The sequence below is a fragment of the Rhizobium sp. BK049 genome (genome assembly GCF_014193135.1).
GTDB lineage: Bacteria > Pseudomonadota > Alphaproteobacteria > Rhizobiales > Rhizobiaceae > Rhizobium.
In genome coordinates, this window is the sequence record NZ_JACHYV010000027.1 from 66,775 (window position 1) to 82,764 (window position 15,990).

General features: G+C 61.7%; 16 protein-coding genes. 11 read left to right on the forward strand and 5 right to left on the reverse strand.

The annotated features are described in order from the left end of the window. The first annotated feature begins 80 nt into the window (after window positions 1-80). On the forward strand, window positions 81-1,709 hold the full coding sequence (locus tag FHT70_RS24435) for an AMP-binding protein (RefSeq protein WP_183705394.1): 1,629 nt from the start codon (window positions 81-83) through the stop codon (window positions 1,707-1,709). Between the two features lie 15 nt (window positions 1,710-1,724). On the opposite strand, the gene FHT70_RS24440 is transcribed toward FHT70_RS24435, so the two are convergent. From FHT70_RS24440 to secA, 3 genes are all read right to left on the reverse strand, one after another. Further along, window positions 1,725-3,002 carry a GNAT family N-acetyltransferase gene (locus FHT70_RS24440; RefSeq protein WP_183705395.1) on the reverse strand — a complete coding sequence of 426 codons (1,278 nt, stop codon included), beginning with the start codon at window positions 3,000-3,002 and terminating at the stop codon, window positions 1,725-1,727. Continuing rightward, window positions 3,003-4,418, reverse strand: coding sequence for an oligosaccharide flippase family protein (locus FHT70_RS24445; RefSeq protein ID WP_183705396.1), 1,416 nt, complete (start codon window positions 4,416-4,418; stop codon window positions 3,003-3,005). Window positions 4,419-4,595: 177 nt separating this feature from the next. Further along, window positions 4,596-7,310, reverse strand: a complete 2,715-nt coding sequence (secA, locus tag FHT70_RS24450) for a preprotein translocase subunit SecA (RefSeq protein WP_183705398.1) — start codon at window positions 7,308-7,310, stop codon at window positions 4,596-4,598. Between the two features lie 246 nt (window positions 7,311-7,556). Here secA and FHT70_RS24455 point away from each other — a divergent pair, with 246 nt between their 5' ends. From FHT70_RS24455 to FHT70_RS24480, 6 genes are all read left to right on the forward strand, one after another. Next, a complete protein-coding gene (locus FHT70_RS24455) occupies window positions 7,557-8,438 on the forward strand; it encodes a peptidylprolyl isomerase (RefSeq protein WP_085780207.1) in 882 nt (293 codons plus the stop codon). A 114-nt stretch (window positions 8,439-8,552) separates the two neighbouring features. Next, a complete protein-coding gene (gene argJ, locus FHT70_RS24460; RefSeq protein WP_183705415.1) occupies window positions 8,553-9,794 on the forward strand; it encodes a bifunctional glutamate N-acetyltransferase/amino-acid acetyltransferase ArgJ in 1,242 nt (413 codons plus the stop codon). Beyond that, window positions 9,775-10,581: a GNAT family N-acetyltransferase gene (locus FHT70_RS24465; protein WP_085779609.1), complete on the forward strand. Its 807-nt coding sequence runs from the start codon at window positions 9,775-9,777 to the stop codon at window positions 10,579-10,581. The genes argJ and FHT70_RS24465 overlap by 20 nt, the downstream gene beginning before the upstream one ends. Further along, window positions 10,578-10,991, forward strand: coding sequence for an 8-oxo-dGTP diphosphatase MutT (mutT, locus tag FHT70_RS24470; protein WP_085779608.1), 414 nt, complete (start codon window positions 10,578-10,580; stop codon window positions 10,989-10,991). Before FHT70_RS24465 ends, mutT begins: the two co-directional genes overlap by 4 nt. 126 nt (window positions 10,992-11,117) lie before the next feature. Then, window positions 11,118-11,435 carry a hypothetical protein gene (locus tag FHT70_RS24475; protein ID WP_064697586.1) on the forward strand — a complete coding sequence of 106 codons (318 nt, stop codon included), beginning with the start codon at window positions 11,118-11,120 and terminating at the stop codon, window positions 11,433-11,435. An 82-nt stretch (window positions 11,436-11,517) separates the two neighbouring features. Further along, a complete protein-coding gene (locus FHT70_RS24480) occupies window positions 11,518-11,685 on the forward strand; it encodes a Flp family type IVb pilin (protein ID WP_085779607.1) in 168 nt (55 codons plus the stop codon). Window positions 11,686-11,700: 15 nt separating this feature from the next. On the opposite strand, the gene FHT70_RS24485 is transcribed toward FHT70_RS24480, so the two are convergent. Beyond that, window positions 11,701-12,585 carry a methyltransferase domain-containing protein gene (locus tag FHT70_RS24485; RefSeq protein WP_183705400.1) on the reverse strand — a complete coding sequence of 295 codons (885 nt, stop codon included), beginning with the start codon at window positions 12,583-12,585 and terminating at the stop codon, window positions 11,701-11,703. Between the two features lie 77 nt (window positions 12,586-12,662). Here FHT70_RS24485 and FHT70_RS24490 point away from each other — a divergent pair, with 77 nt between their 5' ends. Genes FHT70_RS24490 through FHT70_RS24505 form a run of 4 tightly spaced genes read left to right on the forward strand, consistent with a single transcriptional unit; the run spans window position 12,663 to window position 15,022 of the window. Beyond that, complete coding sequence (locus FHT70_RS24490; RefSeq protein WP_183705402.1) at window positions 12,663-13,439, forward strand: ComF family protein; 777 nt, start codon at window positions 12,663-12,665, stop codon at window positions 13,437-13,439. Window positions 13,440-13,471: 32 nt separating this feature from the next. Next, the gene (grxC, locus tag FHT70_RS24495; RefSeq protein ID WP_085779605.1) at window positions 13,472-13,729 is read left to right on the forward strand and encodes a glutaredoxin 3; all 258 of its coding nucleotides are present in this window, start codon (window positions 13,472-13,474) and stop codon (window positions 13,727-13,729) included. A gap of 10 nt (window positions 13,730-13,739) precedes the next feature. Then, entirely contained in the window at window positions 13,740-14,597 is an 858-nt protein-coding gene (locus FHT70_RS24500; RefSeq protein WP_183705404.1) for a carbon-nitrogen hydrolase family protein, read from the forward strand. Next, window positions 14,594-15,022, forward strand: a complete 429-nt coding sequence (locus FHT70_RS24505) for a DUF1178 family protein (protein WP_085779603.1) — start codon at window positions 14,594-14,596, stop codon at window positions 15,020-15,022. The genes FHT70_RS24500 and FHT70_RS24505 overlap by 4 nt, the downstream gene beginning before the upstream one ends. 64 nt (window positions 15,023-15,086) lie before the next feature. Here FHT70_RS24505 and ubiG read toward each other — a convergent pair whose 3' ends face one another. Beyond that, window positions 15,087-15,833, reverse strand: a complete 747-nt coding sequence (ubiG, locus tag FHT70_RS24510) for a bifunctional 2-polyprenyl-6-hydroxyphenol methylase/3-demethylubiquinol 3-O-methyltransferase UbiG (RefSeq protein ID WP_183705406.1) — start codon at window positions 15,831-15,833, stop codon at window positions 15,087-15,089. Window positions 15,834-15,990: the final 157 nt, after the last annotated feature.

Consider the following 15,990-nt stretch of genomic DNA (forward strand, 5'->3'; position numbering starts at 1 on the left):
TGATCTGCCGTTTTTCCCTGCAGCTTGCGTATCCGCGCCGCAAGGTGTTAGCTGGTGCAGCATTTCACCGGAATCCGACTATGCGACTGCCGTCCTTCGATCGTTATGGCGATCTCTACCGTGATTTTTCCTGGCGGATTCCGGAGGATTTCAATATCGGCCGCGCCGTCAGCGACGAATGGGCGGTGCGAGATCCGGAGCGCGTCTGTCTGGAGCATTTCAGTCCAGACGGCAATCGTCGTTCGCTGACCTATGGCGAGCTTTCCGGTACTTCCTCCATGTTCGCCAATGCGCTGGCGTCGCTCGGCATCAAGCGCGGCGATCGTATCGCTCTGCTGATGCCCCAGTCCTTCGAGACCGTGATTGCGCACGTCGCGATCTATAAAATGGGTGCAATCGCCCTGCCACTGGCACTGCTGTTCGGCGTCGAGGCGCTCGAATATCGGCTCAGAATCTCAGGCGCGGCGGCAATCATCACCAATGATTTCGGCCTTGATCGGGTCCGGCAAATCCGCGATCGCCTGCCGGAGCTGCGACAAATGATCAGCGTCAGCGACGCTGCCGACGCCCTCTCCTTTGCCGATCTGACCGCCTCGCATGCGCCGGTCTTCGAGGGAGAGAAGACAACGCCCGACGATCCGGCGCTGATGATCTTCACCTCGGGCACGACGGGGTCGCCCAAGGGCGCATTGCATGGCCACCGTGTTCTGCCCGGGCATATCCCCGGCATGCAGTTCGCCCATGAAGGGTTTCCCAAGGCGGGCGACAAGGTCTGGACTCCGTCCGACTGGGCCTGGGCCGGCGGGCTGCTCAACGCGTTGCTGCCGAGCCTTCTGCTCGGCGTCCCCGTCGTCTCGTCGCCGGCGCAGAAATTCGATGCCGAGATGGCCTATCGGATCATGGCAGAGATGAAGGTGCGCAATGCCTTCATTCCACCGACGGCACTTCGGCTGATGCGGTCGGTTTCCGACCCCAGGTCGAAATATAATCTGGTGCTGCGCACCATCGGCTCGGCGGGAGAAGCACTCGGCCGCGAGACCTATGATTGGGCGCAGCGCACGCTCGGCATCACCGTCAACGAATTCTACGGCCAGACGGAATGCAATTTCGTGCTGTCGTCGAGTGCCGCCTGTGGCGTCACCAAGGCCGGCGCTATCGGACGCGCGGTGCCCGGCCATCGTGTCGCGATCGTCAGCGAGGCCGGCTACGAACTGCCGGCGGGCGAATCCGGTCAGATCGCTATCGCCAGTCCCGATCCCGTCATGTTCCTCGGCTATTGGAACGACGCGGTGGCGACCGAACGGAAATTTCTCCACGGCTGGCTGCTTACCGGCGACATCGGCCGGCAGGACGAAGACGGCTACGTCACCTTCGAAGGCCGCGACGACGACGTCATCACATCGTCCGGATATCGCATCGGCCCGGCCGAGATCGAGGATTGCCTGATCGGCCATCCCGCCGTGCAGCTTGCCGCGGCCGTCGGCAAACCCGATGCGGTGCGCACCGAGATCGTCAAGGCCTATATCGTGCTGTCACCCGGTCATTCGCCGAGCGAGGCGCTGGCCGCCGAAATCAGGGAATGGGTGAAGATGCGGCTTTCGATGCACGAATATCCGCGCGAGGTGGAATTCGTCGAGTCATTGCCGTTGACGACAACCGGCAAGGTCATCCGCCGGCTGCTGCGGGAGAAGGCTGCGGCTGAAGGCTAAGCATCCCGGAGATGCTTAGCCTCGGCCGGCGAGCGACATGATCTTCTCGCGCAGCATTTTCGCCATGTTGCGGGTGCTGCGATACATGTGCAGCTGGGCGGCGGCCTGGCGCATGTCGCGGTCGCCATTCTGCGTCAGACCGATGACCAAAGTTCCCATCTCCTCGCGCTCCTGCCAGAACCGGCTCATGATCGGGTGGTCGGAGACGGCGCAGGAATCCGAGCGCACGATATTGGCGTCATCGAGGTGCCATTCCGTGAGCTCGCTCATCAGGAGCTTGCCCGGCGAATAGCGGGCATAGTTCTCGTCATAGGCCGTCTTCCAGGTATAGGCCTCGCCGCCCATCATCAGAACGACGATGGCGGCGATCGCCTTGCCGTTGAGATCGATCGTATGGATGCGCACGGCGTCGACGGCGGCAAGGTTCGAGACGGCTTCGCGCGCGAAGGCGGTATGGTAGCGATCGGTGACGAGAGCACTTCGGCGTTTGCCCTTCCAGCCGCCGGCCTCCATTGCCAGGAATTCCTCGAAGCGGACGTGGACGTCGCGCGGCTGACGGGCGACGGCATAGACCGCCGTTCCCTGTTCCTCAAGCAGGCGCCACTGTCTGCGCATCTCGCGCATATGCGACGAGGATATTGTTTTGCCCAGATAGGCGGGCGCCTCTTCCTCACTCTGCAGCATGGGGCGCAGATAGGGATTGGCCACGGTGAGCGGCAGGTTGCGGCTGAGCGCCACGGCCTTGAGCATGCGCACGAAGATGCCGTTCAATCTCAGATCGGGCAAGACCAGTGTGTTCGGCAGATTGAGATCGGGAGCAGTCAGCCCCTCGAAGAGATTGTCGAGGGTTTCGGCCGCGTCTTCGCTGTCGACGAGCGGCGTGCCGAGCGGGCCGAAGCTGTTGGACCAGCCGCGGATGATCGAGGGCCCGACGGCAAAGCCCGGTCTGTCGACCGAAAACGGCAGGAGGAAACGCATGCGGCTGCGGCCGGCGCCGTGATCGCGGATCAGGGCGAAATTGACCTGCCGGTCTTCGATCCGCGGCATGGCGGGCGCAAGGAAGCGGCCTGAGAAAAAGACGTTCGGTTCCATCGCCCGGTTGGACAGGAAGTCGAGCTCATCCTGAAGTTCGTAGCCGAGCTTGCCGGGATAGAGGCAGAGCTCGCGTCCCGGCCGGCCGATCTCGGCACGGGCCTCGGCCTGCGGCGCTTCGAAATGCAGCGCCGCGAGCTCATGGATCATGCGGTTGCTGATGCTGTCGGTGCTTTCGGTGATGGGGGGCAGGCGCACCATCTATCGAACTCTCATTTCTGGCGTTGCGGCGGAGGGGCTGGCGAAGGCGAAGAGGGCGATGCCGAGCGTGCGGCGCACGGCGACATGCAGGAGGATAGCCTCGACCGCCATGGCCGAGGCCGTGGCGACGGCGGTGCCTTCGATGCCGTAGTGCGGGATCAAAGCAAGGTTGAGGCCGACATTGGCAGCCAATGCGCCGGCATAGAGCGCCACACAGAGGTTCTGCTTGCCCGCCATCATCAGCAGCGTTTCAGCCGGGCCGACCAGCGACTTGGCAAGGATGCCGGCAAGCAGGATCGCCATGACAAGATAGCCTGACGTGAAGGCGCCGCCGAACAGCGACAGCAGCAGATGGCCGGTCGCGAGCACCGCAAGGCCGACCACCAGCGCCGGCCAGAAGGTCCAGCGGGCGGCGTCGGCAGCGGCGTTGGCGAGCTGGGATTGATCGCCTTCGGCAATGATCGAGGAAAAGCGCGGGCCGGAAGCGGCCTTGACCGAGAAATTGATGAAATGCACCAGCGCCATGGTCTTGGCGGCGGCGAAATAGACGGCGACGTCGTGCGGTTCAAGGAAAATGCCGACAACGATGACATCGGAATTGGTGAGCAGGAAACTCACGCCCTCAATGAGGAAGATCGGGAAGGCGACGCTCAGCCAGGCGAGGAAGTTGACCTTGCGCGGACCTTCGTCATAATGCCGGCGGAGGCGCAAGAGTGTCGCGCCATACTGGCCAAGAGCGGTGACGAAGGTCGCGACAAGCGCTGCCTGCATGGCAGTGACAGCCGTATGCTCTGCGCCCTTCGCAATCGCAATCAGCATGAAGACGATGATGAGAATCGGCCGGATGATATAGACCGGGCTCAGCGCCATCACCGGCCAATGGTTCGCCCGCGACGTGCCCTCCAGAATATCGCCGAGCGCGATCATCGGCATGGCAAGCAGGCCGATGAAGATCGGGACGAGATAATAGCTCTCGATCATATCGCCGAAGAAATGAAGCCCGATCATGCCGGCGGCGAGCATCACCGTGCCAGAAAGCAGCGCGAAGGTACGCGCCGTGCCGGTCAGGCCGCGGATCTCATCGAAAGCGCCCGCCGCCTTGTACTGCGGCAGGAAGCGGACGATGGCGGTGTGGAAGCCGAGACAGGAGAGATCGCCAACGACGACGATCAGCACCCAGACGAAAACGAAGATGCCATATTCATGTTCGCCCATCAGCCGTGCGAGCACGATCTGCGAGATAAAGGCGAGCGCGGCGCTGAGGATACGGATCGAAAAGGCCGTCAGCGCCATGCGACGGGCCGCGGCCTTTTCTCCGCGTTCAGTGAGCATGGCGGCAAACATGCGCAGCATACGGCCGCCGATCGGGCGCAGGCCCCCGGGCAGCAGTTTCTCCGCTGTTTCTATGACCGCCATGATGAACACGCAACACTCTGAGGTCAGGCAAATCGTCCCTGAAGTCTTGACAGGACAGGGTTAAGAAACGGTTCCGGATCGGCCGCCATTCGGCCGTGAGGCCCGAGTTTTCGGGGCTGCCGCAGGAAAGAAAATGCCGCCTTGAAGGCGGCATTTCCAGCTTTCTCGCGATTTGCCTCAGACCTGCTCGAAAGCGCCGTGGCAATGCTTGTATTTCTTGCCGGAGCCGCAAGGGCAGGCCTCATTGCGCCCGACCTTGCCCCAGGTGGCAGGGTCCTCCGGATTGCGGTTTTCAGGCGAGACGAAGACTTCGGAGGCCTGGTAGATCGGGGCGAAATCGTCCTCCCCGGTCGTCGGATCGAGATGATGGGCCTGCATAAGCGGCGGTTCCGGCTCAGCCGGCGCCTGCTGCACCAGCTCGACGCGCATCAGCTGGGCCGTGACGGCCTCGCGCAGATTGTTGAGGAGGCCGGTGAAGAGTTCGAAAGCTTCGGACTTGTATTCCTGCAGCGGATCGCGCTGGGCATAGCCGCGGAAACCGATGACGGAGCGCAGGTGGTCGAGGTTGACGATATGCTCGCGCCAGAGATGATCGAGCGTCTGCATGACGATCGAGCGTTCGACATAATGCATGATGTCGTCGCCGAAGCGCTCGGCCTTTTCGGTAAAGGCGGCGTTGGCGGCTTGCGTCAGGCGCTCGCGAATGTCGTCTTCGCCGATGCCTTCTTCCTTGAACCACTCCTCGATCGGCAGATCGAGGTTCAGGATATTGGCAACACCGGTCTTCAGGCCGACGGCATCCCACTGTTCGGCATAGGCGCGCTCGGGGATGTGCTTTTCGACCAGATCCTCGATCACTTCGCGGCGCATGTCGGAGACGGTCTCGGAAATATTGGTCGATTCCATCAGCTCGAGACGCTGCTCAAAAATCACCTTGCGCTGATCGTTGAGGACGTCGTCATACTTCAGCAGATTCTTGCGGATATCGAAGTTGCGGGCTTCGACCTTCTTCTGCGCGCGCTCGAGAGCCTTGTTGATCCACGGATGGACGATCGCCTCGCCCTCCTTGAGGCCGAGCTTGGTCAGCATGCTGTCCATGCGGTCGGAGCCGAAGATGCGCATCAGGTCGTCCTGAAGCGAAAGGTAGAATTTCGAGCGGCCGGGGTCGCCCTGACGGCCGGAGCGGCCGCGCAGCTGGTTGTCGATACGGCGGCTTTCGTGGCGTTCGGTGGCGATGACGTAGAGACCGCCGGCAGCAAGCGCCTTTTCCTTGAGAGTTTTGATTTCCTCGACGATCGCCTGGACCTTTGCGTCGCGCTCCGGACCGGCTTCGACATCGCCGAGCTCGCGTTCGATACGCATTTCCAGGTTGCCGCCGAGCTGAATGTCGGTGCCGCGGCCGGCCATATTGGTGGCGATCGTGACGGCGCCCGGTACACCGGCCTGGGCGACGATATAGGCTTCCTGCTCGTGGTAGCGGGCGTTCAGCACCTGGAAGTCGTTGAAACCCTGCTTGCGCAGGCGCTCGGCAAGCAGCTCCGACTTCTCGATCGAGGTCGTACCGACGAGCACCGGCTGACCGCGCTTATGGGCATCGAGGATCTCGTCGATGATCGCCTTGAACTTCTCGTCGAAGGTCCGATAGACCTCATCGTCCTCGTCGATACGCTTGATCGGCAGGTTGGTCGGGACTTCGACCACGTCGAGATTATAGATGTTGGCGAATTCTTCCGCTTCCGTCTGCGCAGTGCCGGTCATGCCGGCGAGCTTATCGTACATGCGGAAGTAGTTCTGGAAAGTGATCGAAGCCAGCGTCTGGTTTTCCGGCTGGATCTGCACCTTTTCCTTGGCTTCGAGCGCCTGGTGCTGGCCTTCCGAATAACGCCGCCCCGGCATCATGCGGCCGGTGAATTCATCGATGATGACGACTTCGTCGTTGCGGACGATATAGTCCTTGTCGCGCTGAAAGAGCTTGTGGGCCTTGAGCGCATTGTTGATGTGGTGGACGATTGCGACGTTCTCGATGTCGTAGAGCGCGTTACCCTTCAAAAGGCCAGCCTGGCGGAGCAGGTTTTCCAACTTCTCGGTGCCCTCTTCGGAGAAGTTGGCGGAACGCTGCTTCTCGTCGATCTCGTAATCGCTGGGCGCGAGCAGCGGAATGAAGGCGTCGATCGTATTGTAGAGCTCGGAACGGTCGTCGAGCGGACCGGAGATGATCAGCGGCGTGCGCGCTTCGTCGACGAGAATCGAGTCGACTTCGTCGACGATCGCGAAATTGTGGCCGCGCTGGACCATCTGATTCTTCTCGTACTTCATGTTATCGCGCAGATAATCGAAGCCAAGCTCATTGTTGGTGGCATAGGTGATGTCGCAGGCATAGGCCGCGCGGCGCTCCTCGTCGGAGAGGCCATGGACGATGACGCCTGTGGTCATGCCGAGGAAGCTGTAGACGCGGCCCATGGTCGCGGCATCGCGCTGGGCAAGATAGTCGTTGACGGTGACGACGTGCACGCCCTTGCCGGAAAGCGCGTTCAGATAGACCGGCAGGGTGGCGACGAGGGTCTTGCCTTCGCCGGTCTTCATCTCGGCGATCGCATTCGAATGCAGGATCATGCCGCCGATCAGCTGTACGTCAAAGGGTCGCAGGCCGAGAACGCGGCGCGACGCCTCGCGCACGACGGCGAAGGCGGGAATCAGGATGTCGTCGAGCGTCTTGCCTTCTGCGAGAAGGGCGCGGAATTCGACGGTCTTTGCCGCGAGCTGCGCGTCCGTCAGCGCCTTCGTCTTCTCTTCGATGGAGTTGATCGCGGCGACGTTCGGCTGGTAGGACCGCACGCGGCGATCATTGGACGACCCAAATAACTTGCGGGCTATACCGCCAAAGCTGACCATGTGACTGGTCCTTTCTCAATATTCATCCGCGACGTTTCTTGTCCGTGGCCCAGCCGAAAATCAGGCGCACGCCTTGAAACGCCCGGAAACTGTTCTGGACGCGAGGTTGCGTGACAGATAAGAGGGGGGTCGAATGATGTCAACGGATTTGGCGGATACAGAAAGGCCACAATCCGGTGTTGATGGCTATTTTGAGCTGGAACAGGCGATGCTGAAGCCGGCGATGTAACTGTGAAGGGTTATTTGATGTTGAGCACCAATAAATTCGCCGTGCTGGCGTTTGCAACTTTTGTTGCATTCCAGGCTCCGGCCCATGCAGAGGACGCCGTCGTCGCCATGGTCGGCAATCTGGAGATCCACCAGTCTGAACTCGATCTCGCCGTTGCCAATCTCGATCCGCAGCTGGCGCAGCTTCCCGATGACCAGAAGAAGGTCGCGGCGCTCTCTGCAGCCATCGATGTGAAACTGCTTGCGACCGGCGCCACGACTGAGAAGCTCGACCAGACCGACGAATTCAAGAAGCGCATGCAGTATCTCACCGATCGTGAGCTTCACAACGCCTATTTCAAGAAGCACGTCGTCGACACAGTGACGCCTGACGAAATCAAGGCTCGTTACGACAAGGAAGTCGCAGCCCTGCCGAAGCAGGAAGAAGTCCACGCCCGCCACATCCTGGTCAAGACTGAGGACGAAGCCAAGGACATCATCAAGCAGCTTGACGCTGGCAAGGATTTCGCCGAACTCGCCAAGGAAAAATCCACCGACCCCAACAAGTCGGAAGGTGGCGATCTCGGCTATTTCTCGCGCGGCCGTATGGTGAAGGAATTCGAGGACGCGGCCTTCGCGCTCGAGAAGGGTGCCTATTCGAAAACGCCGGTCAAGACTGATTTCGGCTACCATGTCATCAAGGTCGAGGACAAGCGCGACGCTCCGCCGCCGCCTTTCGATCAGGTGCAGGACCAGGTTCGTCAGCTCGTCATGCGCGACAAGTATCTTGCCCTGCTCAATCAGGCGAAGTCTTCTGCCAAGATCGAGATCTCGGACGAGACTTTGCGCAAGGGTTACGACGAGGCCAACAAGCAGCCGGAGCCGGGCAGCGAGCCCGCCCAGCCGGCGCCGAAGCAGTAAATATTCGCATCAGGGCCCGGTTCTTCCGGGCCCTTCCGTATCGTTGTTGTCGCATTTCCGGACGGCGAGCCGGTTCTTTCAGTCGCCGGGAAATGCTCATTGGCAGGTTTCATCATGTCCGGTTCCGTTTCGCCGCTCGCCCCGAAATCCTTCGTTCCGATGCCTTCGCTGCGCGGCGTGCGCATGGCGACGGCTTCGGCCGGCATCAAGTACAAGAACCGCACCGACGTGCTGATGATGGTCTTCGATAAGCCGGCATCGGTCGCGGGCGTCTTCACCCGTTCCAAATGCCCCTCCGCGCCAGTCGATTTCTGCCGTGCGAACCTGCCCCACGGCACTGCGCGCGCCGTCGTCGTCAATTCCGGCAATGCCAATGCCTTTACCGGCATGAAGGGCCGCCAGGCGACCGCGCTGACGGCGAAGTCGGCTGCTGCGGCCGTCGGCTGCGGCGAAAACGAGATCTATCTGGCATCGACCGGCGTCATCGGTGAGCCGCTCGATGCCACCAAATTCGCTGGCGTTCTTGACAGGATGCAGGCCGAGGCGACCGGCGATTTCTGGTTCGAAGCCGCCAAGGCGATCATGACGACCGATACCTATCCGAAAGTTTCGACCCGCAGCGCCGAGATCGGCGGCGTGGCCGTGACGATCAACGGCATTGCCAAAGGCGCCGGCATGATTGCGCCCGACATGGCGACTATGCTCTCCTTCGTCGTCACCGATGCCGATATCGCCTCCGAAGCGCTACAGGCGCTTCTGTCCGACGGCGTCGGGCCGACCTTCAATTCCATGACCGTCGACAGCGACACGTCCACCTCCGATACGCTGATGCTGTTTGCGACGGGGGCTGCGGCCGAGGACGGCCAGGCCCACATCGAACGCGCCGACGATCCGCGCCTTGCAGCTTTCCGCGCCGCCCTGAACGAAGTGCTGAAGGACCTTTCGCTGCAGGTTGTGCGCGACGGCGAAGGCGCCACCAAGATGCTCGAAATCACTGTAACGGGCGCCGAGAGCGATGCCGCCGCCAAGCGCATTGCGCTGTCGATCGCCAATTCGCCGCTGGTCAAGACGGCGGCCGCCGGCGAAGACGCCAATTGGGGCCGTATTGTCATGGCCGTCGGCAAAGCCGGGGAGATGGCGGATCGTGACCGGCTCGCCATCTGGTTCGGCGATATCAGGGTCGCCGTCAACGGCGAGCGTGACCCGGATTATTCCGAGGCCGCCGCCTCGAATGTGATGAAAGCGCAGGACATCCCCGTTAAAGTCGATATCGGCCTCGGTACGGGGTCGGCAACCGTCTGGACCTGCGACCTCACCAAGGAATATGTTGCAATCAATGGCGACTATCGGAGCTGATCGTCCATTGGGCCAGGCATCCATATCTTCAAAGAATTTGCCGTTGGTTCGCAGGCTGGAGGCCGTCGGCTTTCGCGCCTGGCCGGCGGCGTCCGTGCAATATGACGGCAGCTGGCAGGTGCGGCTGACGGCGGGCCACCCGTCCAACCGGCTGAATTCCATTGTGCCGCTCGACCCCTCGGACCATCGCGATGTCGAGATCCGTCTGGAAAAGGCGAGCCGGAAGTTCGAGGCCTATGGCCGCGCCGCCGTGGTCCGTCAGACACCGCTCGCCTCGCCGGTGCTGATCGAGCTTCTCAGCGCCCGGAACTGGACACGGTTCGACGAGACCGTGGTGATGACCTGCGATCTCACTGAAGCCGAGCTGCCGGACACTCTCGATCATCTGCCGACCCACGATGTCGGTCGTTTCGTCGATGCCAACCTGGCGGTCGACGGGGCGCCAGTGAGCCTGAAACCGGCGCTTGCCGAAATCATTTCGGCGATCAAGCCGCCGTCGGGGCTTTTCCTCATCGAGAATGCCGTGGAGGGACCGCTTGCGACCGTGCTCTGCGTCCAGGATAACGATCTTGCCGGCATCATGTCGCTTTCGGTCTGCGAAACGCGACGGCGCGAAGGGCTCGGCACCGAAATCTTGACTTCTGCGCTACGCTGGGCGCGCATGCGTAGCGCCCGTTCGGCCTGGCTGCAGGTCAAGCTTTCCAATCGCCCGGCCATCGCGCTTTACGAGCGCCTCGGGTTTCGCGACGCCTATCATTACTGCTATTGGCAGCGAGGGTCGCGATGAGCGAGGCAGGCCGGAAGATATTGCTAGTCGCCGCCTGTGCGCTGATCGATGCCGACGGGCGTATCCTATTGGCACAACGTCCTGAGGGAAAGTCGCTGGCGGGGCTCTGGGAGTTTCCCGGAGGGAAAGTCGAGCCCGGCGAGACTCCGGAGGAGACGCTGGTGCGCGAGCTCGAGGAGGAGCTTGGTGTCAAGACCAAGATCGCCTGCCTGGCGCCGCTCACCTTTGCCAGCCATTCCTACGAGACGTTCCACCTGCTGATGCCGCTTTATATCTGCCGGCGCTATGAGGGGATTGCCCAGGGCCGCGAGGGGCAGGCTCTGAAATGGGTGCGTGCGCAGGCGCTACGGGATTACCCGATGCCGCCGGCCGACGAGCCGCTGATCCCGATGTTGCAGGATTTACTTTAGCATTAGCTGATTATTGTCTCGCCGCGGCGTTTTCGGCTGTGGATATTAATGGATCGTTTAACACCTTCTGCCAAAGATCGGCCTCAATCAAGCATCTGGCGTGCGTGTATTAAAAGGCTTGACGTCATGGACGATGATTTCTGGAAAGCTGTCCGGGAAAAGGAACGGGCTTCGTCTGCCTCGCGCAGGACCGGTGCGCTCAATATCGCCCTTCTGTTCGGCACGGCGGTGGTCGCGTTGACGTTGATTCTGACGCCCATGCTTGCGGATTCCTCGAAGAAAAGCGTCTTTGCGAGCGCACCGGTCGATTTCGATACGATCACGACCGGATCGATTCCGAAGAACGAAAGCGGCAAGCACTATACCATTCGTCGTAGCGTCCTTCAGGACACGCCCGGCTCAGTCTGCGTCGTCCAAGGCTACGGCGTCGGCGCCGGTTGCTGAAGCCGGACGCTTGGAATGACGGCCATCGCTCGGTGGCTGCGGAATTGATCGTTGCAGGCGGTTCACGCAGAAGGTTGGGGTAATGCGTCTTTGGAAAGCATTTCTTGCAGATGACATCGGCGCAACGGCGGTCGAATACGGCCTGATCGCCGCCATCATTTGCACGGCGCTTGTCTCCGGTCTCGGCATCTTCACCGGCAGCCTGCAGAACGTCTTCAACGTGGTCAGCAACAATATCACCGTCAATTGAAGAAGCTGCGGACGATCACTGCTTGAGCTTGTGTTCGTCCACTTTCAGCGCGTCGGCAAGGCGTGCTTTGGCCGAGCCCGGCTGGAGCGGCTTCTGTTGGCTCTCGTGCGGAGCCCATCCGGAGACATAGATGATCGAGAATGTTGCGCGAATGCGTCCGTCGGGATCGGAATATCGTTCGGCGTAGATCTCTGCGGCGCGCAGGAAGAAGGCGCGCGTCAGCGGCATGCGGCTGCGGGCTGCAAGCGGATTGCTCATGCCCATCGCCCTGAGATCGCGCATCAGCGGGAAGAGCGAGTCATATCGGACCGTATAGTTCTCTGCGTCGATCACCGGCAGGGTGAAGCCGGCGCGCTGCATCAGACTGCCGATATCGCGCACATCGGCGAAGGGAACGACACGGGGGCTTGCGCCGCCCGTCGTCTCGACCTCGGCGGCCAAAAGCACTTCACGCAGTTCCTGCAGCGTGCCGGCGCCGGGAATGGCCGCCAGGAACAGGCCGTCCGGCTTGAGGGCGCGCCGAATCTGGATGAAAACGCCGGGCGTATCGTTGGTCAGATGCAGGCTGAGCGGTGCGAGGATGAGATTGGCCGATTGCGGCGGAAGCGGCACCTCCTCGAGCGGCGCCTCGATCAAGGTTTCGCCCGGGCCCGTATAGGCCCTTTCGCTCTCGACGCGGATCATCGCGCCGATCTTGCCCGTCGCCAGCGCCGCGCGGGCGGCTGCACCGGTCGTGCCATGCAATTCAACGGCGGTGTCGAAGCGCCGCTCGACCACATCAAGCCTCTCTGCCATTTCCTCGGCCGCGATGTCGAGCAGGAAAGCGGCTTTCAGGTCGTTGTTGACAAGCGCGCGATGGCGATGTGCGGCGATCAGGGCTCTGTCGAAGATCGTTTCCATGGGAATGTCCATAGTCCCGGCTCGCTGAAGCGGCAAGGCGATTTTCCTTTCGAAGAGAACAGGCTAGTCTCGACCTTATGAAACGGATCCAATCCGAATGGCCGACAGATTTGCTCCGGGCGCATCTCCTGCGACCGTTTTCGGCGCTCGCCGATTTTCTCTATCCGCCCGCCTGTTCCGTCTGCGGCATTTCGACCGGCGACCATCGCGGACTGTGTGCGAAATGCTGGTCCGGCATCCGATTCATCGAGCGGCCCTATTGCGAAGTGCTCGGCATTCCCTTCTCGCATGATCTCGGCGTCGGCATCCTCAGCGCCGAGGCGATCGCCAATCCGCCGCCTTTCGACCGGTTGCGGTCAGCGGCGACGCACGATCATGCCATCCGAGATCTCGTTCACGGTTTGAAATATCGCGATCGTACCGATCTGGCGCCGATGATGGCCGGCTGGATGCTGCGCGCCTCCGACGGCGCGGTGGAAAGCTGCGATGCGCTGATCCCGGTGCCGTTGCACCGCACCCGCATGCTGGCTCGTAAGTTCAACCAGGCTGCCGAACTTGCCCGCCATATGGCGAGCCTATCGGGCAAGCCGCTGCTTGCCGCAACGCTCATCCGCGTCAAGCGCACCAGTCAGCAGGTCGGCCTCGGCGCCAAGGCGCGCGAGGACAATGTCAGGGGCGCTTTCGCGATTGCCAAAGGCTGCGAGAACGACGTTTTCGGCAAGCGTATTGTGCTTGTCGACGACGTCTATACGACCGGGGCGACGGTCGCCGCCGCCAGCCGGACGCTGCGCAAGGCGGGTGCGGCCGAGATAACGGTTTTGACCTTTGCAAGGGCTCTCTCCGAGCCTATATGACAGAAAATACCCGGCATTCGTCTGGAGATATCATGGTACCCGTCACGATCTATACACGGCAGTTCTGCGGCTATTGCAGCCGCGCCAAATCCCTTCTCGAACAGAAGGGTGTCGACTACGTCGAGCACGACGCGACTTATTCGCCGGATCTTCGCCAGGAGATGATCGGCAAGGCGAACGGGCGCACGACATTTCCGCAGATCTTCATCGGCACCAAACATGTCGGCGGCTGCGACGACCTCTTCGCGCTCGACCGGGCCGGCAAGCTCGATCCGATGCTGGCGGCCTGAGGATGAACCGATGAGCTTCAAGGCCGCCGCCGTCCAGATGTGCTCCGGGGTCGATCCGGAAAAGAACGCCGCAGCGATGGCGCGGCTGGTGCGCGAGGCTGCCGCTCAAGGCGCGACCTATGTGCAGACGCCCGAAATGACCGGAATGTTGCAGCGTGATCGGGCGGCGGCACGCGCCGTGCTTGCCGACGAGACGCGCGATATCATCGTCAAGACCGGTTCGGCGCTTGCAGCGGAACTTGGCATCTACATGCATGTCGGATCGACGCCGATCGCGCTTGCCGACGGCAAGATTGCAAACCGCGGGTTCTTGTTCGGTCCCGATGGGCGGATTCTCAATCGTTATGACAAGATCCACATGTTCGACGTCGATCTCGACAATGGCGAAAGCTGGCGCGAAAGTGCGGCCTATACGGCCGGCTCGGAAGCGCGCGTCCTGTCGCTGCCCTTCGCAGAAATGGGCTTCGCCATTTGCTATGACGTTCGATTTCCGGCGCTCTTCCGTGCGCAGGCGATCGCCGGTGCCGAGGTAATGACGGTTCCCGCAGCGTTCACCAGGCAGACCGGTGAGGCGCATTGGGAAATCCTGCTGAGGGCACGCGCGATCGAGAACGGCGTCTTTGTCATCGCTGCTGCGCAAGCCGGCCGCCACGAGGACGGACGCGAGACTTTTGGCAATTCGATGATTATCGATCCTTGGGGAACGGTATTGGTGTCCGCCGGCGCGACCGGCGAGGCGATCATCCTCGCCGAGATCGATCCCGGCGCGGTCAGGGCCGCCCGTGACAAGATCCCGAACCTGAGGAATGGCCGGGAATTCTCGGTCGAGAAGATCGCGGGGGCAGTCGCAGGAGGCGTCGCCGCTTGATCCGCTATTCCCTTACCTGTGACAATGCCCATGAGTTCGAAGGCTGGTTTTCGGAAAGCGCCGATTTCGACCGCCAGGTCGCCAGCGGCTTCCTGACCTGCCCGGTCTGCCATTCCGCCGCCGTCTCCAAGCTCCTGATGGCGCCTTCGGTGTCGACCGCGCGCAAGAAGGACGAGCGGCAGACGCTGGCGATGGACGCCATGCGCCGCGAGGCCCTGGAAAAACTGAAAGAGGCGGTCGCGGCCGTCAAGGCCAATTCCGAGGATGTCGGTGCGAAGTTCCCTGAGGAAGCCCGCAAGATCCACTATGGCGAGGCGGATGCCCGCGGCATCATCGGCCAGGCGACGGTCGACGAGGCCCAGGCGCTCGTCGAAGAGGGCATTGAGATCGCCGCCATTCCAGTGCTGCCGGAGGACGTAAACTAAGATGCAGTCAGTGCACCCGGCCTTCTTGGCGGGAGCATCCGCCGAAGTGTAGCCGGCTTATTGATTATGCCGGCCGCTTCGCCAGCAACATATAGTTCACATCAATATCTCGGGACAGATTCCACTGGTTCGACAGCGGGTTGAAGAAGACGCCGGTGCGGTCGGTGATCTCGAGACCGCTTGCCGCGAGCGGCTTTTCCAATTCTTCGGGGCGCACCAGCTTTTCGTATTGATGCGTCCCGCGCGGCAGCCAGCGCAAGATGTTCTCGGCGGCGAAGATGGCAAGGGCCGCCGCCTTCATTGTGCGGTTGATAGTGGCGACGAAGATCAGGCCGCCGGGGCGGACCATTTTCGCGCAGGTCGTCATGAAGAGTTCGACGTCGGCGACGTGTTCGACCACTTCCATGTTCAAGACGATATCGAAGGTCTCGCCGGCATCTGCAAGCTCCTCGGCAGTGACGGCGCGATAGTCCACCGGGACGCCGGACGCCTTGGCGTGGGTCGAAGCAATGCCGATATTCTTCTCGGAAGGATCGGCGCCGACGACGGAGGCGCCCATGCGCGCGACGGGCTCCGACAGGAGGCCGCCGCCGCAGCCGATATCGAGCACGCGCAGACCTTCGAGCGGCCGGGCGTTTTTCGGATCACGTCCGAAATTCTCGCAGGCCTTGTCTCTTATATAGGCGAGGCGGACGGGATTGAACTTGTGCAGTGGCTTGAACTTGCCGGTCGGGCTCCACCATTCCGCCGCCATCGCCGAGAAGCGGTCCACTTCGCCCTGGTCGATCGTGCTTCTGGCGGTTTCCGTCATGGTGTTCTCCATCGTTCATGTCATGTGAAGTCGGACGATCGGCGGCATAAGTCAAGGGGCGGCGCATAAGGGAGGGGCGAGCGTGCAAATGGCCGGCAATTGCTTTTATCGTGTACGCTTGCCTCCCCCCGCCAAACTCGCTAAGAGACGCCGCAAC

What these genes read in the sequence shown, in the direction of transcription:
- FHT70_RS24440 (WP_183705395.1), bottom strand. Translation starts at nt 3,002, where the DNA reads ATGGTGCGCCTGCCCCCCATCACCGAAAGCACCGACAGCATCAGCAAC.
- FHT70_RS24485 (WP_183705400.1), bottom strand. Translation starts at nt 12,585, where the DNA reads ATGGAAACGATCTTCGACAGAGCCCTGATCGCCGCACATCGCCATCGC.
- FHT70_RS24465 (WP_085779609.1), top strand. Translation starts at nt 9,775, where the DNA reads ATGGCGACTATCGGAGCTGATCGTCCATTGGGCCAGGCATCCATATCT.
- FHT70_RS24490 (WP_183705402.1), top strand. Translation starts at nt 12,663, where the DNA reads ATGAAACGGATCCAATCCGAATGGCCGACAGATTTGCTCCGGGCGCAT.
- grxC (WP_085779605.1), top strand. Translation starts at nt 13,472, where the DNA reads ATGGTACCCGTCACGATCTATACACGGCAGTTCTGCGGCTATTGCAGC.
- FHT70_RS24455 (WP_085780207.1), top strand. Translation starts at nt 7,557, where the DNA reads ATGTTGAGCACCAATAAATTCGCCGTGCTGGCGTTTGCAACTTTTGTT.
- FHT70_RS24445 (WP_183705396.1), bottom strand. Translation starts at nt 4,418, where the DNA reads ATGGCGGTCATAGAAACAGCGGAGAAACTGCTGCCCGGGGGCCTGCGC.
- FHT70_RS24500 (WP_183705404.1), top strand. Translation starts at nt 13,740, where the DNA reads ATGAGCTTCAAGGCCGCCGCCGTCCAGATGTGCTCCGGGGTCGATCCG.
- argJ (WP_183705415.1), top strand. Translation starts at nt 8,553, where the DNA reads ATGTCCGGTTCCGTTTCGCCGCTCGCCCCGAAATCCTTCGTTCCGATG.
- FHT70_RS24480 (WP_085779607.1), top strand. Translation starts at nt 11,518, where the DNA reads ATGCGTCTTTGGAAAGCATTTCTTGCAGATGACATCGGCGCAACGGCG.
- mutT (WP_085779608.1), top strand. Translation starts at nt 10,578, where the DNA reads ATGAGCGAGGCAGGCCGGAAGATATTGCTAGTCGCCGCCTGTGCGCTG.
- FHT70_RS24475 (WP_064697586.1), top strand. Translation starts at nt 11,118, where the DNA reads ATGGACGATGATTTCTGGAAAGCTGTCCGGGAAAAGGAACGGGCTTCG.
- FHT70_RS24435 (WP_183705394.1), top strand. Translation starts at nt 81, where the DNA reads ATGCGACTGCCGTCCTTCGATCGTTATGGCGATCTCTACCGTGATTTT.
- secA (WP_183705398.1), bottom strand. Translation starts at nt 7,310, where the DNA reads ATGGTCAGCTTTGGCGGTATAGCCCGCAAGTTATTTGGGTCGTCCAAT.
- ubiG (WP_183705406.1), bottom strand. Translation starts at nt 15,833, where the DNA reads ATGACGGAAACCGCCAGAAGCACGATCGACCAGGGCGAAGTGGACCGC.